The sequence below is a fragment of the Corynebacterium sp. HMSC076C10 genome, assembly GCF_001812455.1.
Lineage (GTDB): Bacteria > Actinomycetota > Actinomycetes > Mycobacteriales > Mycobacteriaceae > Corynebacterium > Corynebacterium jeikeium_D.
Genome location: NZ_KV809108.1, coordinates 36,211 through 58,022, shown reverse-complemented (window position 1 = coordinate 58,022; position 21,812 = coordinate 36,211). Strand labels below are relative to the sequence as shown.

Below are 21,812 nucleotides of genomic sequence, written 5' to 3'. Positions count from 1 at the left end.
ATTAGTGAGCGTGATCGTGCTCTGGTTCCTCTTCCGGCTTATCCACAACGGAAGCCTCAGTGGTCAGCAGCATACGCGCCACGGAGGTTGCGTTGACGACTGCGGAGTGAGTGACCTTGACCGGGTCAATGACGCCGGACTCAATCAGGTTCTCGTAAGTGTCAGTAGCAGCGTTGTAGCCGTTGCCGTTCTCCAGCTCACCAATGTGGTAGACAACGACAGCGCCGTCCTTACCAGCATTCTCAGCAATCCAGAAAGCCGGACGGGTCAGAGCCTTGGCAACTGCACGGACACCGACTGCCTCGTCGCCCTCGAACTCGTCAGCGAATGCCTCGAGTTCACGGGAGATCTGCACCAGTACGGAACCGCCACCGGCGATGACGCCTTCCTGAGCTGCCGCACGAGCAGCGTTAATGGCGTCCTCGACACGCAGCTTGCGCTCGTTGACCTCGGTCTCGGTAGCAGCGCCGACCTTAATGACAGCCACGCCGCCAGAGAGCTTCGCCAGACGCTCTTCCAGCTTCTCGCGGTCCCAGTCCGAGTCAGTGCGCTCAATCTCGGCACGAATCTGGTTACGACGCTCTTCCACAGCCTCAGCGGTGCCGGCACCGTCAACCAGAACGGTCTCGTCCTTGGTAATGGTGATACGGCGTGCGTTACCCAGCACCTCAAGTCCAACGTCCTTCAGCTGCATGCCAGTGTCAGCCGTAACGACGGTTGCACCGGTGACAACTGCCAGGTCATCCATGAACGCCTTACGACGGTCACCGAAGTACGGTGCCTTCACTGCGGCAACCTTCAAGGTCTTGCGCATAGCGTTGATGACCAGTGCGGACAGCGCCTCGCCCTCGATATCCTCAGCCATAATCAGAGTCGGCTTGCCGGACTCGGCAATCTTCTCCAGAATCGGCAGGAACTCCGGCAGGGAGGAAATCTTCTCACGGACCAGCAGCACCTGTGCACCGTCGAGAATCGCCTGCTGAGCCTCAACGTCGGTAATGAAGTACGGCGAGAGGAAGCCCTTGTTGAAGGACACGCCCTCGGTCACGGACAGCTCGGTGGCAATCGACTGCGACTCCTCCACAGAGACGACGCCGTCCTTGCCAACCTTGTCCATGGCACCTGCAACCAGGTCACCAATTTCAGTGTCGCGCGAGGAAACGGTTGCCACCTGTGCGATGGCAGCAGAGCTGCTGACCGGGGTGGCGCGCTGCTTCAGCAGCTCAACTGCCTTGTCGGATGCAGCGTGAATACCGCGGTTCAGCGAAATCGGGTTTGCGCCGGCTGCAACGTTGCGCAGACCCTCGTGGACCAGCGCCTGTGCCAGCAGCGTTGCGGTAGTAGTACCGTCACCGGCAACGTCATTGGTCTTGACCGCAACGGACTTAACCAACTGCGCGCCGAGGTTCTCAAACGGATCCTCAACGTCGATGTCGCGGGCGATGGTCACACCATCATTGGTGACCAGCGGACCGCCGAAGGCCTTGTCCAGGACAACGTTGCGACCCTTCGGGCCAAGCGTGACCTTGACTGCGTCGGCAAGCGTGTCCACACCGCGCTTGAGGCCTTCGCGAGCCTCTTCGTTAAAAGCAATAAGCTTCGCCATGTGTGGGTACGTCCTCCCTTTAGTTCTCGATAACAGCCAGGATGTCACGCTGCGACAGCAGCAGGTACTCTTCGCCCTGGTACTTCAGCTCAGTGCCGCCGTACTTGGAGAAGATGACGATGTCACCCTCCTTGACGTCCATAGGAATGCGGTCATCGTCATCGGCCCAACGACCCGGACCAACTGCGATAACGGTAGCCTCCTGCGGCTTCTCCTTAGCGGAGTCCGGGATAACCAGGCCAGAAGCCGTGGTGGTCTCTGCTTCGTTGATCTGGACGAGGACGCGGTCCTCCAGCGGCTTGATGTTGACGTTCGCCACGATGAATTCCTCCATACATGCGGTGATGTGATGTTCTTGTGCCGGTTGGTCTGCCGTGCACAGCCGTCGTCGCGGGTGAACAACTGTGTGTCAAACAACCTTCGTTAGCACTCTACCCCTGCAAGTGCTAACACTCAACAATAGTGAGCGCTAATGCTAATTGGTCAGCTTGTCGGGGTTACACGCCATACGACCGAACACAGTAACCGTCATTCCGTGTTCCTTGATGTACTCATCGCTAAAGCACGGGCCACCAGAACCGGTTGTGTAGTTACTGTCTGGCTCCCTCCTTTGCCAGGCACCTTCGTCCCATTGGTAAACCGCCAGTCCACCACTGTTTGCGCGCCCACCCAGCGCCCACCATCCGTCACAGGCGACGATCGTAAAGTTTTCCTCCGTAGTCGGGAACGCCGATGCCTCGCAATCCCCACTGATCGGATGATCGGGCGTAGCCGTACTCGTGGTTTCCCTCGTCTTGGTTTTCTCCGGCGACTACACCTTCACGGTCTCTGTCGCAGTCGCAGTAACAGTGAGCTTCGGCGTTACTTCATCCTTGGCACCTGCACCAAACCATTGCTCACCTCGACCACTCGCAACTAGGTAAAGCACCGCTGCCACAGCGACGATCACCACAAGCAACAGCGCGACGACTGCCCATAACACTCCCCGACCACGACCGCGCTGGAGTTCAACTTGCGGTGCTTGCGTTGTTTGCAGTTCACCCTGCGGCGCAAACAGCTCAGTCTGATTATGCGAATTATCGGATGGCTGAAGTTCCCACTCGCTGTAGTCTTTACTCATTTTTGGGCAAGCGCTTTCCTGTAATTGTCCTGCGATCCATGGCAGAGAAACAAGTCAAAGTCAGTTAACGAAACTTAACATGGATCCGGGGGGCAATCACTGCTTATTGCATTAGAGGATCTTCCACAGGCATGGAGGGGTCGGTCGGGCAGGCGTAGCCAGAGGGCTTGACCCCCGCGGCAATGAGGTAGGCGGCAGCTGCGCCAATCATGACTCCGTTGTCGGTGCACAGCTTAATCGGTGGCACATGCAGCGTAATTCCTGCCGAGGTAGCTCGCGCCGCTGCGAGTTCACGCAACCTCGAGTTCGCAGCCACACCACCACCGAGCAGCAGCGTAGTGGCCCCCACATCCTGAGCTGCGCGAACGGCCTTCTTGGTCAATACATCGCAGACCGCCTCCTGGAAGGAAGCACAGACGTCCTCTACGGAGTATTCACGACCTTCCTTCTCTGCCGCTTCGACATAGCGGGCCACGGCGGTTTTCAAGCCGGAGAAGGAGAAGTCATGGCGCGCATCCTGCTGGCGCATCATGGCGCGAGGAAACGCGATGGCCTTGCGATTTCCCTGCTTAGCCAACTTATCGATAATCGGGCCGCCCGGGTAACCCAACCCAAGCAACCTCGAAACCTTGTCGTATGCCTCTCCGGCTGCGTCGTCAAGCGTCGATCCGAGCTCCTCCATCGGACGACCAACCCCCTGTACGCGCAGCAACTGCGTGTGCCCGCCGGAAACTAGCAGCGCCACGGCGTTGGACAAATCCGCGCCGTCGAGAGCTCCGACAGCAACGTGGCCACCAAGGTGATTAATGCCGTAGAAAGGCACACCCCAGGCGGCGGCATAAGCCTTCGCGCCTGCCGAACCGACCAGCAGCGCACCGGCGAGACCGGGTCCCACGGTAGCGGCGACGGCATCTGGGATAAAAGTATCGGTACCGAGCTTGGCAGCTGCTTGCGCGCGCGCCTCGGAGACTACTGGCTGCAGGGCTTCCAAATGAGCGCGGGAAGCAATCTCCGGGACCACACCACCGAAGCGGGCGTGCTGTTCCATGGAGGATGCGACGACGTCGGCAAGCACTTCCACCTCGGGAATGGCGGGGGTGCTGGTGTCGGTGTCGTCGTAGCGCACACGCATCACTGCAGCGCCAGTCTCATCGCAGGAACTCTCGATTGCCAGCAGGGTCAACTCGGTCATAGCAGTCATGGTACTAGCGCACCACCGGGTCACTTACCAGCGACCGAGTTTAAATTTCGAGGCGACCGAGGTTCCGCACAGCGGCACGCCAGAGAGCGTATTCCTCTGGGTAGTCATCGCGGTAGTGACGCACGGCGCGCATACCGTGCTTAATACGCTCGATTTCCTCGTCGCCGATATCCTTGCCCTCGGCGTCGACAAATACGACCGTTCCGCAAATTGCGGTGGTGGGGTCGGTAAAGAAAGCCGAGTTGCCCGTAGCAGCCTCATTGCGGCCGAGGGACGCGACCGGATTCGGTTCAGCGCCCTCAGCCTTGGCCGTCGGGTTGTAGAGAGCGGCGTAATCGGCGCCGTCTTCCTGAAACGCCACCGAAACACGGTCGGAGGAAACTCCGCCGAGGAATGTAGCAGCGGCCTCCAACTCAAATTCGACGATGCGATGCGTCAGGTCAGGGTTCACCAGAAAACCTTTAATCATGGAAACAGAGGTACCGCACCGCACCCGCTCCCGCATCTCGAGAGCGCTACCCCCACTATGGCCGCGGGATGTTGCGGAGGTTCGACCGTGCCATGTTGATCATCTGACCAACGCCGCCGCCGAAGACGGTGCGAGTAGCGGCCTTGGAGAATCCCATCAGCATGTCCCAGGTGATGTTTGCCGGGATGGACAGGGCATTCGGGTCGGTGATCATGTCCACCAACACCGGGCCGTCGTATGCCAGCGCCTCCTGAATCAGGCGAGGCGCATCGGCCGGATCTTCAATTCGGATGGCCTTGATACCCAACGACTCTGCGACTCCGGCGTAGTCCACTGCGTCGTGATCGGTCTCGTGCTCCGGCAGCCCCTGAACCAGCATTTCCAGCTTGACCATGCCGAGCGAGGAGTTGTTGAACACAAACATCTTGATGGGTAGCTGCTCCTGCTTCACGGTGATGAGCTCACCGAGCAGCATTGACAGGCCACCGTCACCGTTGAAGGTAATGACCTGACGGTCCCGGTCAGCAGCCTGCACACCAATGGCCTGCGACAGTGCGTTGGCCATAGTGCCGTGACGGAAGGAACCAATCTGCTCTCGCTTGCCATTCGGCGTGACGTAGCGCGCAGCCCAGACATTGCCCATGCCGGTATCGACGGTGAAGACGGCATCGTCATCGGCGTACTTATCAATCAGGTCGGCCACATACTCCGGGTGAATCGGGCGCATGTTCTCAACGTCGTGGGTGTATGCCTCGATGACGTGGCTGAGCAGGCGCTCGTGGTTCCGCAGCTGCTTGTCCAGGAAGGAACGGTCGGTCTTTTCATCCAGGTGCGGCAGGATGGTTTCGATCGTGGCAGCCACATCGCCGACGACTGGGTACTTCACCGTGGTACGACGACCGATGGCACGACCATCGATATCGACCTGTGCGACGTTCTTAGTCGGCAGGAAGTCGTTGTAGGGGAAGTCAGTACCGAGCAGAATCAACAGATCAGCATCGTTGGAGGCATCGTGGCAGGCGCCGTAGCCCAGCAGGCCGGACATACCGACGTCATAGGGGTTGTCGTACTGGATGTACATCTTGCCACCCAGCGCATGTCCCACCGGCGACTTAATCTTCTCCGCAAGCTTGAGCACCTGTTCGCGGGCGTCCTTCACACCTGCGCCACAGAAAAGCGTGACGGTTTTAGCCTCGTTGATTGCGTCGGCAAGCGCGGCGGCCTGGCCGGCGTCAGGGAATACGACTGGGCGACCGCTGCTGATTGTGGAGGTGACGAACTCATCATTTTCCACTTCATGCGTTGTAATGTCGCCCGGCAGAACCAGCACGGAAACACCGTGGCCAGTCATGGTCGACTGGATAGCGTGATGCAAAACGACGCCACCCTGCTCAGCGGAGTTGACCATCTCGCAGTAACCGGAGCACTCGTTGAAGATGAACTCCGGATGGGTCTCCTGGAAGAAGTTCGAGCCAATCTGGCGGGAAGGAATGTGCGATGCCAGCGCCAGCACCTTTGCGCCGTTGCGGTGGGAGTCATACAGGCCCTGAATGAGGTGGGTATTACCCGGGCCGCAGGAGGCCGCACACACTGCTAATTCGCCGGTGACCAGGGACTCCGCGCCGGCGGCGAAGGCGGCAGCCTCTTCGTTGCGAACGTGCACCCACTCAATGGAGGACTCGCGCACAGCGTCGACAATGGGGTTCAAACTATCTCCAACGAGTCCGAAGATTCGCTTGACACCCTGCTTCTCTAGGGTTTCTACGAGCTGTTTTGCAAAGGTTTTAGCCATGTGCCTGGTTTAACGCAGATTAGTCAATACGTCAACATCTAGCTGGCCAACTCAGGCCGACACATCGTGTACGCATCCGCCCCAGAGCCCGGATAATAGTTCTTTCGCAGCCCCATATTCTCGAAGTCATAGCGCCGATACATGGCGATTGCGGGTTCGTTATCTGTGCGAACTTCCAAAAACACCGGGCCCGGATCCTCCTCCACAGCTGCCATCAGCGCGTCCATCAGCTGCGCCCCAAAGCCCCGGCGCTGCCACTTCTGCCCCACCCCGATGGTGTGAATCTCGTATTCGGCGGCCCCCGCAGGCCCCAGCTTGGTAATCCCCGCATAGCCGCACAGTTCTTCGTCCCCGTCCGCCTCTGCGATCAGCCCGACGTAGAAATTGTTCGGCGCGGCCAGCTCTGCCATAAAGGCCGATTCCGGCCAGGGATCGTCGCCGGCAAACAGCTCCGCCTCAATCGCCGCACACGCCTTGGCCGCAGGAGGCCCGAGACGCACTAGCTTGACGACGCTCATCTCATAGCCTTCGGGACAACGGCATCCGGACGGCGCAAGTACAGCGGCACCAGTGGGCCCGGCGCGGAGTCAAAGTCGACCGCTTCAACCATGGCTGTCGGAGTGGGAAAGACTTGTTCGGCAGCAACCTCAAGCCCGGCAATTTGCTCGATGTGGCTGAGACTGCCGCGGGCCTGGCTCGGCGCGAAGTCGGCGGCTTCTGCTGCAAGTTCTTCCTTGAGCAGCTCCATGACGTCGGCTGGCTTGGCCACTGCCGGACCGAAAACCCGCTGGCCATCGCGGTAGGCGGCGAAGTACACCTCGCGGCGGCGGGCATCGGTGACGACCAGTTCATCGCCAACGCCACCCGCGAGCACATCCAGGCTGCAGATGCCGTAGCAGGGAATTCCCAGAGCGTCGGCGAAGGAGGCTGCGGTGGCCATACCAACGCGCAAGCCCGTAAACGGCCCCGGACCACAGCCGACAACCACGGCGTCTAGTTCGGTCGCGGCCACGCCACTGTCGGCGAGGCACTGCTGAATCAGTGGTACCAGCACCTCGTTGTGCGCGCGGGCATCCAGGTGCAGCTGCTCGGCCACGGTTTCACCATCGCGGACAATTCCCGCGGTGACCTGTGGAGTCGATGTGTCAACGGCCAAAATGTTCATACTCAGTAACCTACTTGAACCGACTTGAAGCTACTTGCTCCACTTCCAGGTGACGACGCGGGCATCGTCGTCACGCGAACGATCGATGCTCACCTGCAGATAGCGCTCGGAGAGCACCTCGGCGAGCCCCATTCCCCACTCGGCGACCACGACGCTGTCCTCAAGGTCGGTATCCAAATCGAGCGAGTCCAGCGCATCGAAGGCCTCGCCATCGGAGCCGGGGCCCTCTTCGCCAAAGAGTCGATAGGCGTCGACGTGGATGAGGGTGACGCCGTCGGTTGCAAGCGGACGGTGCTCGCGGGCGATGGTGAACGTCGGCGACGTCACGCGACCGCGCACGTTCATGCCACGGGCGATGCCCTGCGTGAGGGTCGTTTTGCCCGCGCCGAGTGGGCCATCGAGAATCACCAGATCCCCAGCTGCCAACTCCCGGCCAATCTCCTCGCCGAGGTCACGCATGTCCTCTGCGGTTGGCGCGAGCCGGCTGCGCACCCACTTTCGCTCGCTACGCCCCTTCGGCGCGGTGAGGATTTCATAGTTAATGGTGCCGGATGCCTCCGCGAGGTCATCGAGACCGGGCTCCCCCAGTGTGGGGTCACCGACGATAACCGCAGTGTCGCCGGCCTCGACATCGGTGTCGGGCCCCAGGTCGACGACGAATTGATCCATACACACCCGTCCTACCTGCGGGTAGCGTGTGCCATTGATACTGACCTCGAAACGCCCGGATGCCGAGCGCATCATACCGTCGGCGTAGCCGCAGGGCACGATGCCGATGGTGGTGTCGCGGTCAGCTGTCCACGTCTGGCCGTAGGACACCGACTGCCCCTCCGGTAGCTTTTTGACCAATATGACCGACGCTTCCCACCGCATCGCCGGACGCAATCCATGGGTGGCACCCACAATTGGCTCCCCACCATAAATCGCCAGACCCGGGCGCACCATGTCGAAGGCCAGGTCCGGACGCGACAACGATGCCGGCGAATTCGCCGCATGGTTAATCAGCTCGTCCAGCCCCGCCTCACGCAGTGCCGCAATCGCAGCACGGAAATTCTGTGCCTGCTTATCGACGCTCTCGTGGCCCGGCTCATCCGCGCACGCAAAGTGCGTGAAAGCACCGGTGACGTTCAGAGCACCGATCTTGTGCAGCTCAACCAGCTGAGCGACCGCATGCTCAAAGTCCCCATTGGCCATAGAGAATCCCGAGCGGCCCAAACCCGTATCGACCATCACCGTCACACGTGGTGTCACCGACAGCGCCCGCCCGGCATTGGCCACGGCCAGCGCATGCGCCATCGACGGCAGACCGAGGTCAATATCTGCAGCCACAGCGCGCTGCACCAACGAGGTGGCTGCTGCGTCCCAGATCCAGGCGAGGATGGGGATGGTGTGGCCGTCGTCAAGCGTGGTGCGGAGTTCCTCGCGGAGGGAGAGCGCCTCGTCGATTGTTGCGACACCGAGTTGTGTTGCCCCGCCGGCCAGCGCGGCACGCGCGGTCTGCAGCGCACCCTGCGAGTAGCCGTCCGCCTTGACGACGGCCATGAATTCCGACACCCCTGCGATGGCCTTGACGGTCTTCACATTGTGGGTGATCGCGTCGAGATTAACGGTATGGGTCAGGATGGCTGGTGCCGAGGAAGTCATAGCCGTATTTTGCCACTGCTGCCTTCGTTGGTGAACCATGCGGTGGCATCTCGGATGGATTCGGCGATGTCCTGGGCGCTGCAGGGTGCTGGTCCGAACTCTGTCTGCGCGGCCAAAAATGCGGCGCGCGCATGAATAATTGCTGGTACATAGAGGGCTTCGCCACGCGCTACCCAGGCACCGAGGAGCCCGGACAGTACATCGCCAGAGCCCGGCGTGGCTGCCCAGGAGCTACCCGCGTCAACCACGACTGTGCGCTGCGTTGCCGGATTGGCAATCACGGTACGGCGCCCCTTGAGCAACACTTCGCAGGAGAACTGCTCGGCAAGTTCACGGGCGTCTGCGATGGGGTTAGTGACCTCGTGCCCGGTCAGGCGCTCGAATTCACCGGCGTGCGGCGTGAGAACAGTGCGCAGGTTGCGCTCCTGGCCGCGCTCACGAATGAGCTGTCGGATGTCCTCATGCTTCGACAGCAGTGTCAGTGCGTCAGCGTCGATGACCACTGGTTTGTCAGTGGCCAGAATGTCTCGCAGTTCCTCGGCGGCTTTCTCATCAGTGCCCCGACCGGGACCGACGACCCAGGCATCGACGCGTACCTCTTTGCGATCCACCGAGTCCTGCTGCGCAATGACCGTCGGCAAGGCTGCGGTGATGCGGTTGCGTGCGGCCGCGTCGCCGACATAGATGACCGCGGGACTGGTCGCATGCACGGCAGCGGTGGCGCACAGCTGACCTGCGCCGGGATACGCCTCGCTACCAGCGGCGATTCCTGTAACTCCAGTGGAGTACTTGTGGTCTGCAGCACCGGGTTCGAGCGGGGTCATCGCGCCAAGTGGTGCCGGAAAGCTCCCGCCTAGGGCTTCGTAGAACTCCACGGTCGGAGTCTGGTGGTGGACGGCATTGTAGGTACCGTTTTCATAGAGCGTCTGCCCCAGTCCTGGAAGTTCGAGGGAGAAGGAGTCGAGGGAAATTTCATGTAATTCGACGGTGCCACAGGATTCGGACAGCGAGTGCGCGTAGCGCAGACCGCCGAAAGTCACCGTTGTCGTGGCCTCGACGTGGGATGGCAGGTACGGGCTCTGTCCTTCCTCCAGATCAGGGTCTGGATTGATGGTCTGGGCAGACGGGTCAAAAGTACGCCCAGTATCGGCTTCTACGCCGCTCGGCACATCAACCGCGAGAATGGGAACTTTGCCCAACCGCGCTTCGCGCACCAACCACGCGGCCTCTTCACGCAGCGCGCCGTGACCTCCGAGCCCCACGATGCCGTCGATGATCAGTGCGTAGTCTTCACTAATCGACCACAGAATCTTCGATAAATCCGTCTCCCGGTCACACCCCAACGGCAGCACCCGCCCACCTGCGAGTTCAAAAGCTTTCAGCGCCCGTTCATGCGGCTTCGAGCCCAGCAAAACCGCATCCACGCCATGCCCATCCGAGGACAAGTTTCGGCCAGCATAGAGTGCATCGCCACCATTGCCTCCCGATCCAACCAACAGCAGCACGCGACCGCGACCAGGCTCCGGAGATGCCTCTGAGAGCATCCGATCCGCCACCTCCGACACAGCGGCGGCTGCGTGGCGCATGAGTTCGTCGTCACGCGTTTGTGCATCCAGATAGGGCTGTTCCGCGACGCGAATTTCGGCAGCTGTGTAGCAGTACGTCATAACCCCAGCCTACGATTAGCCCCTATGGATGACTACTCCCCGAGCACGCGAGTTTTCGGCCCTCTACTGCGCGCCTTTCCGCAGGCATACCTGCGCTCGTTGCATCATCCCGAATGGATCCCCCACGGCGTGCAGGACGTTCGCGAAATCCTCGACGGCAAAGTCACTCCTGAACTGGACAGATACAACGGTCGCACACCAATTGTCCTGGTTCACGGCACCTGGATGAACTCGTTCAACTCCTTCGCCATGTTGGGGCCGTTCCTCGCCCGGAATCGCCCCGTATTCTCACTCGATTACGGCTCCGACCCCGCCGCGCTGGTCAGCCGTCTCCGTAGCGTCAAAGCCACCACCGATTTGAGCGATGCGCTCGCTGAAGTCACCGACCTTCTCGACCGCTTCCGTGCCCATCTCTCCCTACCCCGCATCGACCTCATCGGTCATTCCCAGGGCGGTCTACACTGCCGCAGCTACGCCAACGCGAGCATCGATTCGCTTTACGACGAAGCTCTGAACCGTGGCCTCAACGAAGAAGCAGCCGAGCAGTACGCCTCCGACAACAGCCCCGTGCGGGCAGTCATCTCTCTTGCGGGAAACCACCGAGGCACTACTGCGTGGGGCATGCGCCGAAGGCTCAGTGCCCTTGAGCGATGCGGCCTACCGATGCACAAACTCGTCGACCGCCTTGTCGGCCGTGCCTGCATTCAACAGCTGCTGGACTCTGACTACATTGCGACTCTGAACCGCGCAGCGCGTGGCATTACCCGACGTGGTCCGCACTACCTGAATATCGGCACCCCTTTCGACACCGTGGTTCGCCCGTGGACCGGCGCCTTTTTGCCCGAACAAGAGGGTCACCACATTACGAACGTCAACAATGCCACTGGCGGTGGCGACTGGTCTGATCACCTCGCACTGCTCTACTCCCCCAATACTCTCGAACGCATTCACGAGTTCTTGGAGGAACTGGATGGCGCTGAAGCTGGTGATGTCCCGCATCATCCGCGACAGCGAGTCCTGCCTATGTACGGCGCTCTGCCGACAGGTCTCGGGCGGCGGAGTCTCGGGCGGTGGGGTCTCGGACGGAGGGACCGGATCTAATTCAGCACAGAATTTTAGAACGTATTTCCAGAATTCTATTGACAGTTTTTCAAACAGGTGTACGATTTGGGTTGTAGGGAAAATTTGTAAGCGAAAGTTCTTTGTCTGGTGCACAGAAGTCGGCGGGACTGGTTGAAACAGCCTCCACCACGCTTCTCTCCACCACAGAACACAATCTTCAATTCTCCGGCGGACACGTAGTAATCAGGGGGGATAACCAATGTCATCGCCGCCCACAGAACTTCCAGCACCAGGTCAAAAGCCCTCATGGGCCAACCAGCAATCCGACGACCCGATTAGCATCGCGGCCCGTGCCATCAACGCCGCAGACCTTCAACTCATCGATATCTGCGCTCCCGGTGACGAGGTCGATGTCAATCACCATCTTGCCCGCATAAGCATTCGAACCGGCCTTAGCCGCGGCAAGTGTTCTACGCTGTGCGAAATTGCGCTGATGTTCGAACGCCTACCAAAAGTCCGGGCTCTCATCGAATCCACCTTCTGTTTCTCGTTAGCCCATCTCCGCGCCATCGCCAATGGCGTTGCCGGGCTGTCACCAGATCAGTTCGACACGGTAGAGCCCCATCTTTTGGAAATGCTCACTCCGACGCGACCTCGACAAGCAATGGTTGGTGTCTACACGCTGTCTCGTCTAATCGGCGACTTGGTTTCTGAGTACAACGACTGCGCCCGCAACGACGGCACCCAACGGGTTCCAGAAGGCGAAGCGGTCGCACTCGCCGACACGGGCGATGGCAAGCACAAAAAGGTCACAGCAATCCTTGAAAACGACCGCGCGACCGAGCTCATGGCAAGAATCCAGGGGATTCGCAACACCGCAATCAATCGCGGTGAACAGTGCACGCAGGCGGAAGCGCTACTACAGCTGGCACAGAATTCGACCAATGCCGAGATTGTCATCAATGTCTACCGCGAGGTCGGCGGTGGGCCAGCATGGATTGATGGCGTCGGCTGGTTGAGCGAGGTAGCCACCGAAGAATGGATTGCTCGCGCAACTCACATCCGTATCTCCGCCGATAGCAAGGTGGATGGTTACCGCCCCACCGAGAGCCAGGTGGCTCGCGTCCGTGGGCGTGACGGTACCTGCCGCTTCCCCGGCTGCGACGTCCCGGCAGCCAAGTGCGACCTGGACCATATTCAGCCGTACAACCACGACAATCCCAAGCAGGGCGGGCCAACTGACACGGAGAATCTGCACTGTCTCTGCCGCCGACACCACAACCTAAAAACGCACGAGGGCTGGGACATCGACAGGTACCCCGACGGAACAGAAGTGTGGACTTCCCGTGATGGAGACACCGCGACTAGCGTTCCGGTTGGGCCGCTAAAGAACGTCGGCAAGCAAACTTTTCATCAGCGCGTGACACGGAAGATGAAGACGATTCAGAAACGCAACCTCGATTGGATGTTGTCATTTTGCGACGTACCTGACGAGGTCTGGGAGCTAACAGAGGAGGAAGAAAAACGCATCGAGTCCCTCACGGATGAAGAACTCGATGCGGAGATTGAGCAGTACCGACGAAAGCAGGACGAACTACTCGACGGTGACTGACTTAGCCAGGTTGCGCGGCTTATCGATGTCCTCGTTACCGCACTGGCGAGCGATCTCAGCTGCCAGGAACTGCATCGGAATCGTAGACAACAGCGGCTGGAGCAGCGTGGACGTCTCCGGGATTTCAATCAGGTAGTTCGCAAAAGGAACCACCGACTGATCCCCTTCTTCGGCAATCACGATGGTCTTGGCACCTCGGGCTCGAATCTCCTGGATGTTGGAGACAATCTTGGAGTGCAGCACGGCGCGCCCCTTCGGCGATGGCACTACGACGACGACCGGAAGATCATCCTCGATGAGTGCAATTGGGCCATGCTTGAGCTCGCCTGCCGGGAACCCCTCTGCGTGAATGTAGGCAAGCTCCTTGAGCTTCAGCGCACCCTCAAGTGCGACTGGGAAACCAACGTGACGGCCGAGGAAGAGCATCGTCGGAATAGCACCGATTTCCTTGGCCATGTCGATGAACTCATCGCCCTTAGCGACGACCTTGTCAATCAGTGCCGGGATGGTCTCCAGCTCTTCAAACTCGCGAGTGACCTCATCCGGGTACTTAGTGCCGCGTGCCTGGGCCAGAGCCAATCCGACCAAGTAGTTTGCGGCAACCTGCGCCAGGAACGACTTGGTTGCAGCAACACCGATCTCCGGGCCGGCGTGCGTGTAGAGCACGGCGTCAGACTCACGCGGAATCTGTGCACCGTTGGTGTTACAGACAGCCAGCACGCGGGCGCCCTGGCTCTTTGCGTGTCGCACGGCCTCAAGGGTGTCCGCAGTCTCACCCGACTGCGAAATAGCGACCACCAGCGTCTGGCGGTCCAGCACCGGATCGCGGTAGCGGAACTCGGACGCGACCTCAATCTCGACCGGGATGCGAACCCAGTGTTCAATGGCGTACTTGGCCAACAAACCAGAGTGGTATGCGGTACCACAGGCGACGACGAAGACCTTCTCGATGTCACGCAGATCTTGGTCACTCAGGCGAGACTCGTCGAGAACGATGCGGCCGTCAACGAGGTGACCGGCCAACGTATCGCGGACGGCGGCAGCCTGCTCGTGGATTTCCTTCATCATGAAGGAGTCATAGCCACCCTTTTCGGCTGCGGCGAGATCCCAGTCGATGGTGAATGGTCGACCCTGCTGCTCGTTGCCGGCGAAATCCAGAATGCGGTAGTCATCTGCGGTGATGATGACGACGTTGTCCTGCCCCAGCTCCACGGCCTCGCGGGTGTGCGCGATGAAAGCCGCAACATCGGAGCCGAGGAACATTTCGTTTTCGCCCACCCCGACAATCAGCGGAGTGGAGCGACGAGCAGCGATGATGCGATCCGGGTGGTCTGCATGAGTAAACAGCAGCGTAAAAGCACCCTCGAGGCGGTTGAGCACGGACAGCGCAGAGGCCTCGAAATCACCAGCGGTAGATCCGCCGTCGGAACCGTCCAGGGCACGGGCGAGCATGTGCGCGGCGACCTCGGAGTCGGTTTCGGACTTCAGCTCAATGCCGGCATCCTCCAGCTCCTGACGTAGCGGAGCAAAGTTCTCGATAATGCCGTTGTGGACGATAGCCACCTTGCCGTCATAGGACTGGTGTGGGTGGGCATTCTCATCAATTGGGCGACCGTGGGTAGCCCAGCGGGTGTGCCCAATTCCGGTGGTTCCAGTGATTTTGTCGCGCCCATCCGCATCAAGGGCAGCCTCGAGGTTGGCGAGTTTACCGGCCTTCTTCTCTACAGTGATATGCCCCTGATTGTCGACAATGGCAACCCCCGCGGAGTCATAGCCACGGTATTCCATGCGTCGTAGCGCATCGACAGCAATATCCAGGGCGGGCTGATGGCCCACATATCCAACGATTCCACACATGTCCTACAGAATAACCCGCGAAGCGGAAAATCGTCATAACGAAATAGACATTCTCGCTCATCCTGGCACTTTTTCAGCAAAGGTATGCACCTTATAGTTAAGCTATTCACTGTGGCTGACAACTTGAAGACTCTGACATCTAATCTTTCCAAGCGTGGACCGCACCGCGTCATGGTCGGTGATCTCGCTTTTACTGGCCTGCCGGGAAAGGTCTACACGCCTGCCGAGGGCAATGGCATCCCCGGTATCGCCTTCGCACACGATTGGCGCACACCGATTGAGGAGTACCACGCCACGCTGCGTCACCTAGCTTCGTGGGGCATCGCGGTCGCTGCTCCGGACACCGAAAATGGCATCGTGGCAGATCACCGTGGTCTCGCCAACGATTTGGAGACAGCGCTCCAGATTCTCGCTGGTGTCCGCCTCGGAGAGGGCAAGGTCGTCGTCCACCCGAAGAAACTCGGCGTTGCCGGCCACGGCATGGGCGCTGGCGTAGCCGTCCTCGCCGCCGCTGGTCACGACCTCATCTCCGGCGTTGGCTGCGTCTTCCCCGCAACTACCGCGCCTTCCTCCAGCGCCGCTGCAACTAATGTCTCGGCCCCGGGCCTCGTCCTGGCCCCTGGCGAGGATCAGTGGCTCGATCGCGGCAACCCAGCTCGCCTGGCTGTTCAGTGGAAGGGCGATGTCGTTTACCGCGAAGTAGACAAGGCTGACCAGGGCAGCTTCTCGGAAACAACTCTTCTCCGTCGTCTAGCGGGCTTCTCTTCCTCCAAGGTGAAGTACCAGGAGGTCGCGCGCGCCGCACTCACAGGCTTCCTGCTGGCCACGGTCGGTGACGACAAGAAGTACTCGGATTTCGCAGACCCGACCGCCACTATCAAGGGCACAACTAACCGCGACATGGAGTGGCTCATCAAGGAGCTGCCGGAAAACCCGGAGCACTCGCTGATTCCCGGCAAGTAGTCACTAGGCCACGCTTCAGGACACGCCCCGAATCGACTTCACCGTCGGCGTCCCTTTCCCCGCCCGCCCGAACAACCGCGTAACGGTTCCCTTCGGTCGGGCGGTTTTTTGTTGCTTTTCGACGCCCGCCGCCACCTCCCTCTCCTTAATTTCGCGTGCTTTACGACGCTCCTCCAAACCCTGCAATTCTTTCTGTGCCCTCTGTATCGCCGTATCGAACTCCTGCCTGGTCATTGCAGCAGCGTCGTAATAGTCCTGCCCAATCCGGTCATATTTCGCGGCATGCTTACTCCCCACTACCACTCACCTGCCGTTGGCGAATTGACCGCGCCCACAAGCTCCTGGGCGTTGGGCTGCTCAGGGGGCTCGGGCACAGCGGAAGCAGATTCCTGCACTGATGCTGCCGAATCCTGGGCTGGTGCTGGCTGCGGCTCTGCTTGTGGTTTTGGCTGCGGTTCCGCTCGCTGTTCTGCTTGCGGCTCCTGTGGCAGCTCGATTCCCAAGTGCTTTAGTTTCTCAGCTGGAGGAGGCGGTTCAGGAACATTTTCAGGTTCGGGCTCGGGTTCAGGTTCGGGCTTGGGTTCAGGTTCGGGCTTGGGTTCTGGTTCGGGTTCCGGCACACAGTCCTCCGGCGCAGGAGCTGGTGCTGGTGCTGGTGCTGGCGCAGGTGCCTGTTCGCACACTGGCTCTTCCGTCTCCGTGCACATGTCTAAGTTGAGCAGTGAGGACGCGACACTGCCCGCAACACCCACAGCCCCCGCAATTCCAGCGATACTGGCCGCCCCGGCAGCGCCAATGGCACCTCCAACGGATATCCCAGCAGCAACGCCTGCCTCTACCCCAGTATCAACGTTGGCAACGACCCCAATTCCACCAGCGATAGCACCGTTGCCACCGGTTACAGTAGCTCCTTCGCCACTCACAGACTCAGCCACCTCTGCACAGGCCGCCGAGGTAGCACCCGAACTGGCAGGGACAGTAGGAGGCTGCGGCGGGGTGGCGACCACCGCGGCCTCAGTGTCACACGCTGCCTGCTCAAGACATTGCTCGATGCAGGCATTGCGAGCATCGTAGAGCTGACCAGTGGAGTCGACGAGACTGTTACACACCTGCTGGGCCACTTGTGCTGCTTCGGCGCCGACCTCCGGATCGTCGACAAGCGCTTCGCACTGAGAGAGGACGCCGTCGGTTTGCTCGGCCATATCTTCGGCCTGCTTTTCGCAATCCTCAAGGACCTCGTCGACTTTCTTGCCGCACTCGCCGACGCTCTGCGCGCCATTGGCGGACTGCTCATCCTGATTCGCACAGTCCTGCGCGGCTTTATCACAGCGTTCCTTGGCGGCGTCGGCGGCATCGCCTTTCAAACCGCCCCAATCGAAAGCCATAGCAATAGTTATCGCGGAGGCTATCAACCCCACGGAGTTAGAGAACTTGGATAGGGCGCTGCCCTTCCAGCCGTCAGCGCGTCGCACCTTATCCAAGACTTTGGGCAGATTCTTGCCGATGCCGCCAACCCCGCGCTTGGCTCCAATACGGCTTCCACGGCCAATAACACGCACCAATATCGGGAGAATTCGAGCAACCCATGGCATCAGTCCACTACCTCAATTCCACCGAGGTCGGCGCTCCCGTCGCTGTCACAGCCTGCAAAGACACGCCACTGTTCCCGCACTGCCGGAGCATGATTGCCAAGTCCCGCGTACATCGATTGCCCGTGCTCACGCAGCCTCGCTGCCGCCTGCTGCAGACGGCGCCCCTGGGCGGCAAAACCCTGGCCACAGTCTGCTGCGGAAATATCAGGAGCGCTTCCCCACCGCTCATGGCCTTCACAGCCGCGCTGCTCGATCTCTCGGGCAGCCGCTGTCACTGCATCTTCCGAAAAGTGCAGCAAGCCTCCGCCACTGCCTCCAGTAAAACGTGCGGACACGAAAAATCCCCTTCCCCGCGAAAAACAGTTCTTATTACTGTTAGGCGCGAAAAAAGAGGATTCGGTTCCGTCTAAGTACTAGCGCGGGTGCCCCCGGGGCTAACGAGCGCGGTAGATGCGCTTACAACCCTCAACACCGGTGAAGCTGAATGGACCGGTGCCAATCAGTGCGTCGTCTCCCAGGTTTGAGTACTCACCCGGATCTTCATGCGTCACCTGAGCGTGGCGGTAGTAGGTCGGATCATCGAGCTTTACGCGTTCATCCAGTTCACGAGCATTATCTTCGGCGCGCAGCTGGGACTCGTAGCCCTCGACCACATTGCCGGTGAGGAACTCAGCAACCGAGCCGGAACCATAGGAGACAACAGCGACCTTCTTACCAGCCAGGTCCTTCTCGGTGTCCAGCAGCGAGAGCAGGCCGAAGTAGGCCGATGCTGTGTAGGAGTTACCGATGATGCGGTTGTACTCAGTGGTTGGGCCGAGCTGGCGGGCCTCGTCCTCTGCGGTGAGCTCCACACCGTTATTGGCCGAAAGCTGCCGGTGCGCCTTGTAGGCCATCTTGGTAAACGGCTGGTGGTAGCTGAAGTAGTCAATCTCGCTGAAGTCCACACCGCCGCGGGCACGGTAGTCCTCGTAAGCACCCTGAACAGCGTCGATGTAAGCACTAATAGAGAGCTTGCCCTCCACCAACGCCTGGCTGCGGTGGTTCGGCCGCCAGAAGTCCATAACTTCGCGGGTAAAGACGCCCGAAGCCGCATCGATAGCCAGGATGCGCGGATTAGCGGTCACCAGCATGGCTACAGCACCTGCGCCCTGGGTCGGCTCCGCAGCGGAGTCCAGGTCATAGCGGGCAATGTCGGAGGCGACAACGATGACCTTCTCCTCCGGATTGCGGGCCACCAGAGCGCACGCGAACTGCAGCGCCGCGGTACCGGAGTAGCAAGCCTGCTTCAGCTCGACAGATCGCGCGTGCGGGTCAAGACCGACCAACTCATGCACATAGACAGCAGCGGCCTTCGACTGGTCGATACCGGTCTCAGTGGCGAACATGATGGTGCGCACGCCGTCGATACCGTGGCGGTCAACGATCTTCTTCACCGCGGCCGCGGCCATCGTCACCGGATCTTCATCAGAGGCAACCACGCTGGAGCGTTCCTGCCCCAGGCCCTTGTGGTACTTTGCCGGTTCCGCTCCGAGTCGGGGCGCAATATCGGCGAGGTCAATGCAGTACGAACCCGTCGCAAAGGCGATGTCATCAATACCGATCGGGGTCACATTGCTTGTTGTCATCAAAACCGTGCCTTCACTACCTCTACAGATTTTTAAGAAATAACGGGCAACGAAACATCCCCATGTCATCAGAGCAGTCATCAGACCACGGGATATTTTGCCCACAAAATGTTAATTGCCTACTACAGAAATCTAGCGCGTTTACCTGAGATTTGTCTTAGGTTTTGCGAATTGTCGCAAACGACTATTCACAAACCACTACTTCGCACGCTCGATAGAAACGTGCGCCTCCATCAGCTCACCCGGGTTCGTCTGTGCCGCGAGCAGGGAAAGCTCACCACACCAGACGATTGCCGCGCAGCACGCTGCTAGACGACGGGCATTCTCGCCCGGCTCACGGTCCTCCTTGCAGCCCAGCGCCGTGAGATTCTTCTCCACGAAGTCCAAGCCCTTGCCGTTGCCCACGGAACCGACGATCAAATGTGGCAGGGTGCAGCTAAAGCGCACGGAGCCGTCGTCAAGCGCCTCTACCTGCGTCAGCCCCTGCGAGCCTTCGACGATATTCGCAGCGTCCTGACCGGTAGCGAGGTAAAAGCCCAGCAGCATATTGGCGTAGTGCGCATTACCGCTGCGCAGCGAACCGGCCATGATGGAGCCGACGAGGTTCTTGCGTTCGTTGAGCTCAGCCAGGCGCTTGGCGGTAGTGCGCAGACGCTCGCGGACAACCGGCTCCGGAATGACGGCCTCGGCGATCACGTACTTACCGCGGCCCAGAATGCCATTGACGGCGGAGGTCTTCTTATCGGTGCAGTAGTTGCCCGAGATGGAGCCATAGCCCAACTCTGGCATCTGCTCCATCAGGTAGGACATCAAACGCTCAGACGCCAGCGTGGCCATGTTGTGGCCCGAGGCATCACCGGAGAAGAATTCAAAGCGGACAAAGAGAAGACGCGATGCGATCTGGAAGTGAATATCTACCAGCTTGGCAAAACGCGAAGAGGACTCCACGACCTTCTTCAGCTCGTCATAACGAGACAGGATGTTGTCGCGCGCAATGACGGCATCAGCTGCCGAATCGAGAGTGAAAATCACCGAGCGGGTCATCTTCTCACCGACGAAAGTGCAGGTAATGCCACCTTCGATCATGCGGGAGACCTTCGCACCGCGACCACACGACGGCCACAGCGGGGTCTCGTAAGTCGCCAGCGGAATCTTCACCTCGTCATTCATGACGTTGCCACTAATGCGCACCGGACCAATCCAGCTCAGTGGTACGTGTGCATATTCCAGGTCGTGCGAGCTCTTTTCAGCCATTGTCCTAAGCGACCCTTTCTAGCTGCATGCAGCTTCGGTTCCCAGCTTCTGTAAATTTCAGCTGTCTTAAATTCTACGGTCAAAAAACTGTGGTCAAAGTTGAGCGGCCAGCTTCAGCGGCAACGGCCGGATGCCAGCTGCTTGCCAGCGCGCGGTGATGTCCGCGGCAGTCTCCTCGGCATCGACACCATCTGAGACTCCCACCAGCGCGATTCCGCAGTCACCACCACCGGAGCCACTGCTCTTGCCCGCGGCCCCCGCGCCATCGGCGATGTCGGCAAGCGCTTTCAGTTTCTCCGTCTCGATGCACACAGCACGCTCACGCTCATAGTCCTGCAGCAGCGTCCGATTCTCACGCAGGCAGGCAAACGCCGCGGTGTGGTCGCCGTCGGCAAGCGCCTGCCAGAGTCTTTCGCTTATCGACGAGACCCCGCGCACAAAATCACGGTCTGCGCCACCGGCCTTCTTCAACTGCGAGTCCGTCTTCACCGGACTGCCCGTCCAGCCGACCAACAGTTGTAGTCCACCGAGGTCGGCACGGGCGTCAATGCGAAGATTCGGCCACGGTGCCGCCACGGCAGCGACAGGATCAGCCGCCACGAGCTCTGCGAGCGCCGTCGGATTCGGCCGGCGATAGAGCACCACCCCGCCGTGCGCGGAGCACGCGATATCGCCGCCGGAACCAGCTGCACCAGCCAGAAGCGTGGCCACCATCGCAATCTTGTACACGTCCAGTGAATCCAGCTCCAGACCCAGGTGCGTCCCCAGCGCACGAGTCACAGCCACAGCGACAGCCCCGGAGGACCCCAGGCCATACTTCGCACCGCTGTCGGCGTCATCGAGGTTTGATTCAATGACGATATTTATGGGACGCTCTGGGGTGTTTTCCAGCTCGCCCGCAGCAATGCGATAGACCAGGGAAATCGTATGGGTCGCGATGTCATCTGGTGCATCGATATCAATGACACGCCCCTGCGGGCCGTAATAGCTGGAGTACACGCGAGAGACCGGCTGCGATGGGTCGGCATCGTGGCACCGAACCGTCACATAGCGGTTGGCTCCTGCGATGACGGCCAGCCCCTCGACATCCATCACCGCATACTCACCGGTGAGGTACAGCTTGCCGCAGCCACGGCCGATGGACTCACCTTCGATAGGTCCGCCTTTAGCGTTGCTCAACTAC

The 21,812-nt window shown here is 60.1% G+C and carries 20 protein-coding genes; 3 read left to right on the top strand and 17 right to left on the bottom strand.

Features of this window, described 5'->3' with window-relative positions; translation table 11 throughout:
* Window position 1 precedes the first annotated feature (1 nt).
* The 10 genes from groL to HMPREF2857_RS04280 all read right to left on the bottom strand — a co-directional run bounded on the left by groL (window position 2) and on the right by HMPREF2857_RS04280 (window position 10,664).
* Window positions 2–1,606, bottom strand: coding sequence for a chaperonin GroEL (groL, locus tag HMPREF2857_RS04325; RefSeq protein ID WP_049190355.1), 1,605 nt, complete (start codon window positions 1,604–1,606; stop codon window positions 2–4).
* A 19-nt stretch (window positions 1,607–1,625) separates the two neighbouring features.
* Entirely contained in the window at window positions 1,626–1,925 is a 300-nt protein-coding gene (groES, locus tag HMPREF2857_RS04320) for a co-chaperone GroES (RefSeq protein WP_005510054.1), read from the bottom strand.
* A 492-nt stretch (window positions 1,926–2,417) separates the two neighbouring features.
* Window positions 2,418–2,726, bottom strand: coding sequence for a hypothetical protein (locus HMPREF2857_RS11300; protein ID WP_246819607.1), 309 nt, complete (start codon window positions 2,724–2,726; stop codon window positions 2,418–2,420).
* Between the two features lie 103 nt (window positions 2,727–2,829).
* On the bottom strand, window positions 2,830–3,909 hold the full coding sequence (gene tsaD, locus HMPREF2857_RS04310) for a tRNA (adenosine(37)-N6)-threonylcarbamoyltransferase complex transferase subunit TsaD (protein WP_070642941.1): 1,080 nt from the start codon (window positions 3,907–3,909) through the stop codon (window positions 2,830–2,832).
* A 58-nt stretch (window positions 3,910–3,967) separates the two neighbouring features.
* On the bottom strand, window positions 3,968–4,396 hold the full coding sequence (locus tag HMPREF2857_RS04305) for a hypothetical protein (protein WP_042388422.1): 429 nt from the start codon (window positions 4,394–4,396) through the stop codon (window positions 3,968–3,970).
* A 55-nt stretch (window positions 4,397–4,451) separates the two neighbouring features.
* A complete protein-coding gene (locus HMPREF2857_RS04300) occupies window positions 4,452–6,188 on the bottom strand; it encodes a pyruvate dehydrogenase (RefSeq protein ID WP_016422112.1) in 1,737 nt (578 codons plus the stop codon).
* A 38-nt stretch (window positions 6,189–6,226) separates the two neighbouring features.
* A complete protein-coding gene (rimI, locus tag HMPREF2857_RS04295) occupies window positions 6,227–6,706 on the bottom strand; it encodes a ribosomal protein S18-alanine N-acetyltransferase (protein WP_070642887.1) in 480 nt (159 codons plus the stop codon).
* On the bottom strand, window positions 6,703–7,353 hold the full coding sequence (tsaB, locus tag HMPREF2857_RS04290; RefSeq protein ID WP_070642886.1) for a tRNA (adenosine(37)-N6)-threonylcarbamoyltransferase complex dimerization subunit type 1 TsaB: 651 nt from the start codon (window positions 7,351–7,353) through the stop codon (window positions 6,703–6,705). Before tsaB ends, rimI begins: the two co-directional genes overlap by 4 nt.
* Window positions 7,354–7,383: 30 nt before the next feature.
* Complete coding sequence (gene alr / locus HMPREF2857_RS04285; RefSeq protein ID WP_070642884.1) at window positions 7,384–8,997, bottom strand: alanine racemase; 1,614 nt, start codon at window positions 8,995–8,997, stop codon at window positions 7,384–7,386.
* A complete protein-coding gene (locus HMPREF2857_RS04280) occupies window positions 8,994–10,664 on the bottom strand; it encodes an NAD(P)H-hydrate dehydratase (protein WP_070642882.1) in 1,671 nt (556 codons plus the stop codon). The genes alr and HMPREF2857_RS04280 overlap by 4 nt, the downstream gene beginning before the upstream one ends.
* A gap of 24 nt (window positions 10,665–10,688) precedes the next feature.
* On the opposite strand from HMPREF2857_RS04280, the gene HMPREF2857_RS04275 reads away from it, so the two are divergent.
* Together HMPREF2857_RS04275 and HMPREF2857_RS04270 are read left to right on the top strand one after the other, a co-directional pair.
* Window positions 10,689–11,765: an esterase/lipase family protein gene (locus HMPREF2857_RS04275; protein ID WP_070642880.1), complete on the top strand. Its 1,077-nt coding sequence runs from the start codon at window positions 10,689–10,691 to the stop codon at window positions 11,763–11,765.
* A gap of 220 nt (window positions 11,766–11,985) precedes the next feature.
* Window positions 11,986–13,338: an HNH endonuclease signature motif containing protein gene (locus HMPREF2857_RS04270; RefSeq protein WP_070642878.1), complete on the top strand. Its 1,353-nt coding sequence runs from the start codon at window positions 11,986–11,988 to the stop codon at window positions 13,336–13,338.
* Here the strand turns inward: HMPREF2857_RS04270 and glmS are convergent.
* Window positions 13,321–15,195, bottom strand: a complete 1,875-nt coding sequence (gene glmS / locus HMPREF2857_RS04265; RefSeq protein WP_005509815.1) for a glutamine--fructose-6-phosphate transaminase (isomerizing) — start codon at window positions 15,193–15,195, stop codon at window positions 13,321–13,323. The genes HMPREF2857_RS04270 and glmS overlap by 18 nt on opposite strands.
* A 111-nt stretch (window positions 15,196–15,306) precedes the next feature.
* Here glmS and HMPREF2857_RS04260 point away from each other — a divergent pair, with 111 nt between their 5' ends.
* Window positions 15,307–16,158 carry a dienelactone hydrolase family protein gene (locus HMPREF2857_RS04260; RefSeq protein WP_049169967.1) on the top strand — a complete coding sequence of 284 codons (852 nt, stop codon included), beginning with the start codon at window positions 15,307–15,309 and terminating at the stop codon, window positions 16,156–16,158.
* A gap of 15 nt (window positions 16,159–16,173) precedes the next feature.
* Here the strand turns inward: HMPREF2857_RS04260 and HMPREF2857_RS04255 are convergent, their stop codons facing one another.
* From HMPREF2857_RS04255 to HMPREF2857_RS04230, 6 genes are all read right to left on the bottom strand, one after another.
* Window positions 16,174–16,455, bottom strand: a complete 282-nt coding sequence (locus HMPREF2857_RS04255) for a hypothetical protein (protein ID WP_070549712.1) — start codon at window positions 16,453–16,455, stop codon at window positions 16,174–16,176.
* The gene (locus HMPREF2857_RS04250) at window positions 16,455–17,750 is read right to left on the bottom strand and encodes a hypothetical protein (RefSeq protein WP_070642876.1); all 1,296 of its coding nucleotides are present in this window, start codon (window positions 17,748–17,750) and stop codon (window positions 16,455–16,457) included. The genes HMPREF2857_RS04255 and HMPREF2857_RS04250 overlap by 1 nt, the downstream gene beginning before the upstream one ends.
* A complete protein-coding gene (locus tag HMPREF2857_RS04245; protein ID WP_070642874.1) occupies window positions 17,750–18,085 on the bottom strand; it encodes a hypothetical protein in 336 nt (111 codons plus the stop codon). Before HMPREF2857_RS04245 ends, HMPREF2857_RS04250 begins: the two co-directional genes overlap by 1 nt.
* A 99-nt stretch (window positions 18,086–18,184) precedes the next feature.
* Window positions 18,185–19,375, bottom strand: a complete 1,191-nt coding sequence (locus HMPREF2857_RS04240; RefSeq protein ID WP_070606739.1) for a hydroxymethylglutaryl-CoA synthase — start codon at window positions 19,373–19,375, stop codon at window positions 18,185–18,187.
* 198 nt (window positions 19,376–19,573) lie between these two features.
* Complete coding sequence (locus tag HMPREF2857_RS04235; protein WP_048731505.1) at window positions 19,574–20,629, bottom strand: hydroxymethylglutaryl-CoA reductase; 1,056 nt, start codon at window positions 20,627–20,629, stop codon at window positions 19,574–19,576.
* A 93-nt stretch (window positions 20,630–20,722) separates the two neighbouring features.
* The gene (locus tag HMPREF2857_RS04230; protein ID WP_070642872.1) at window positions 20,723–21,808 is read right to left on the bottom strand and encodes a phosphomevalonate kinase; all 1,086 of its coding nucleotides are present in this window, start codon (window positions 21,806–21,808) and stop codon (window positions 20,723–20,725) included.
* Window positions 21,809–21,812: the final 4 nt, after the last annotated feature.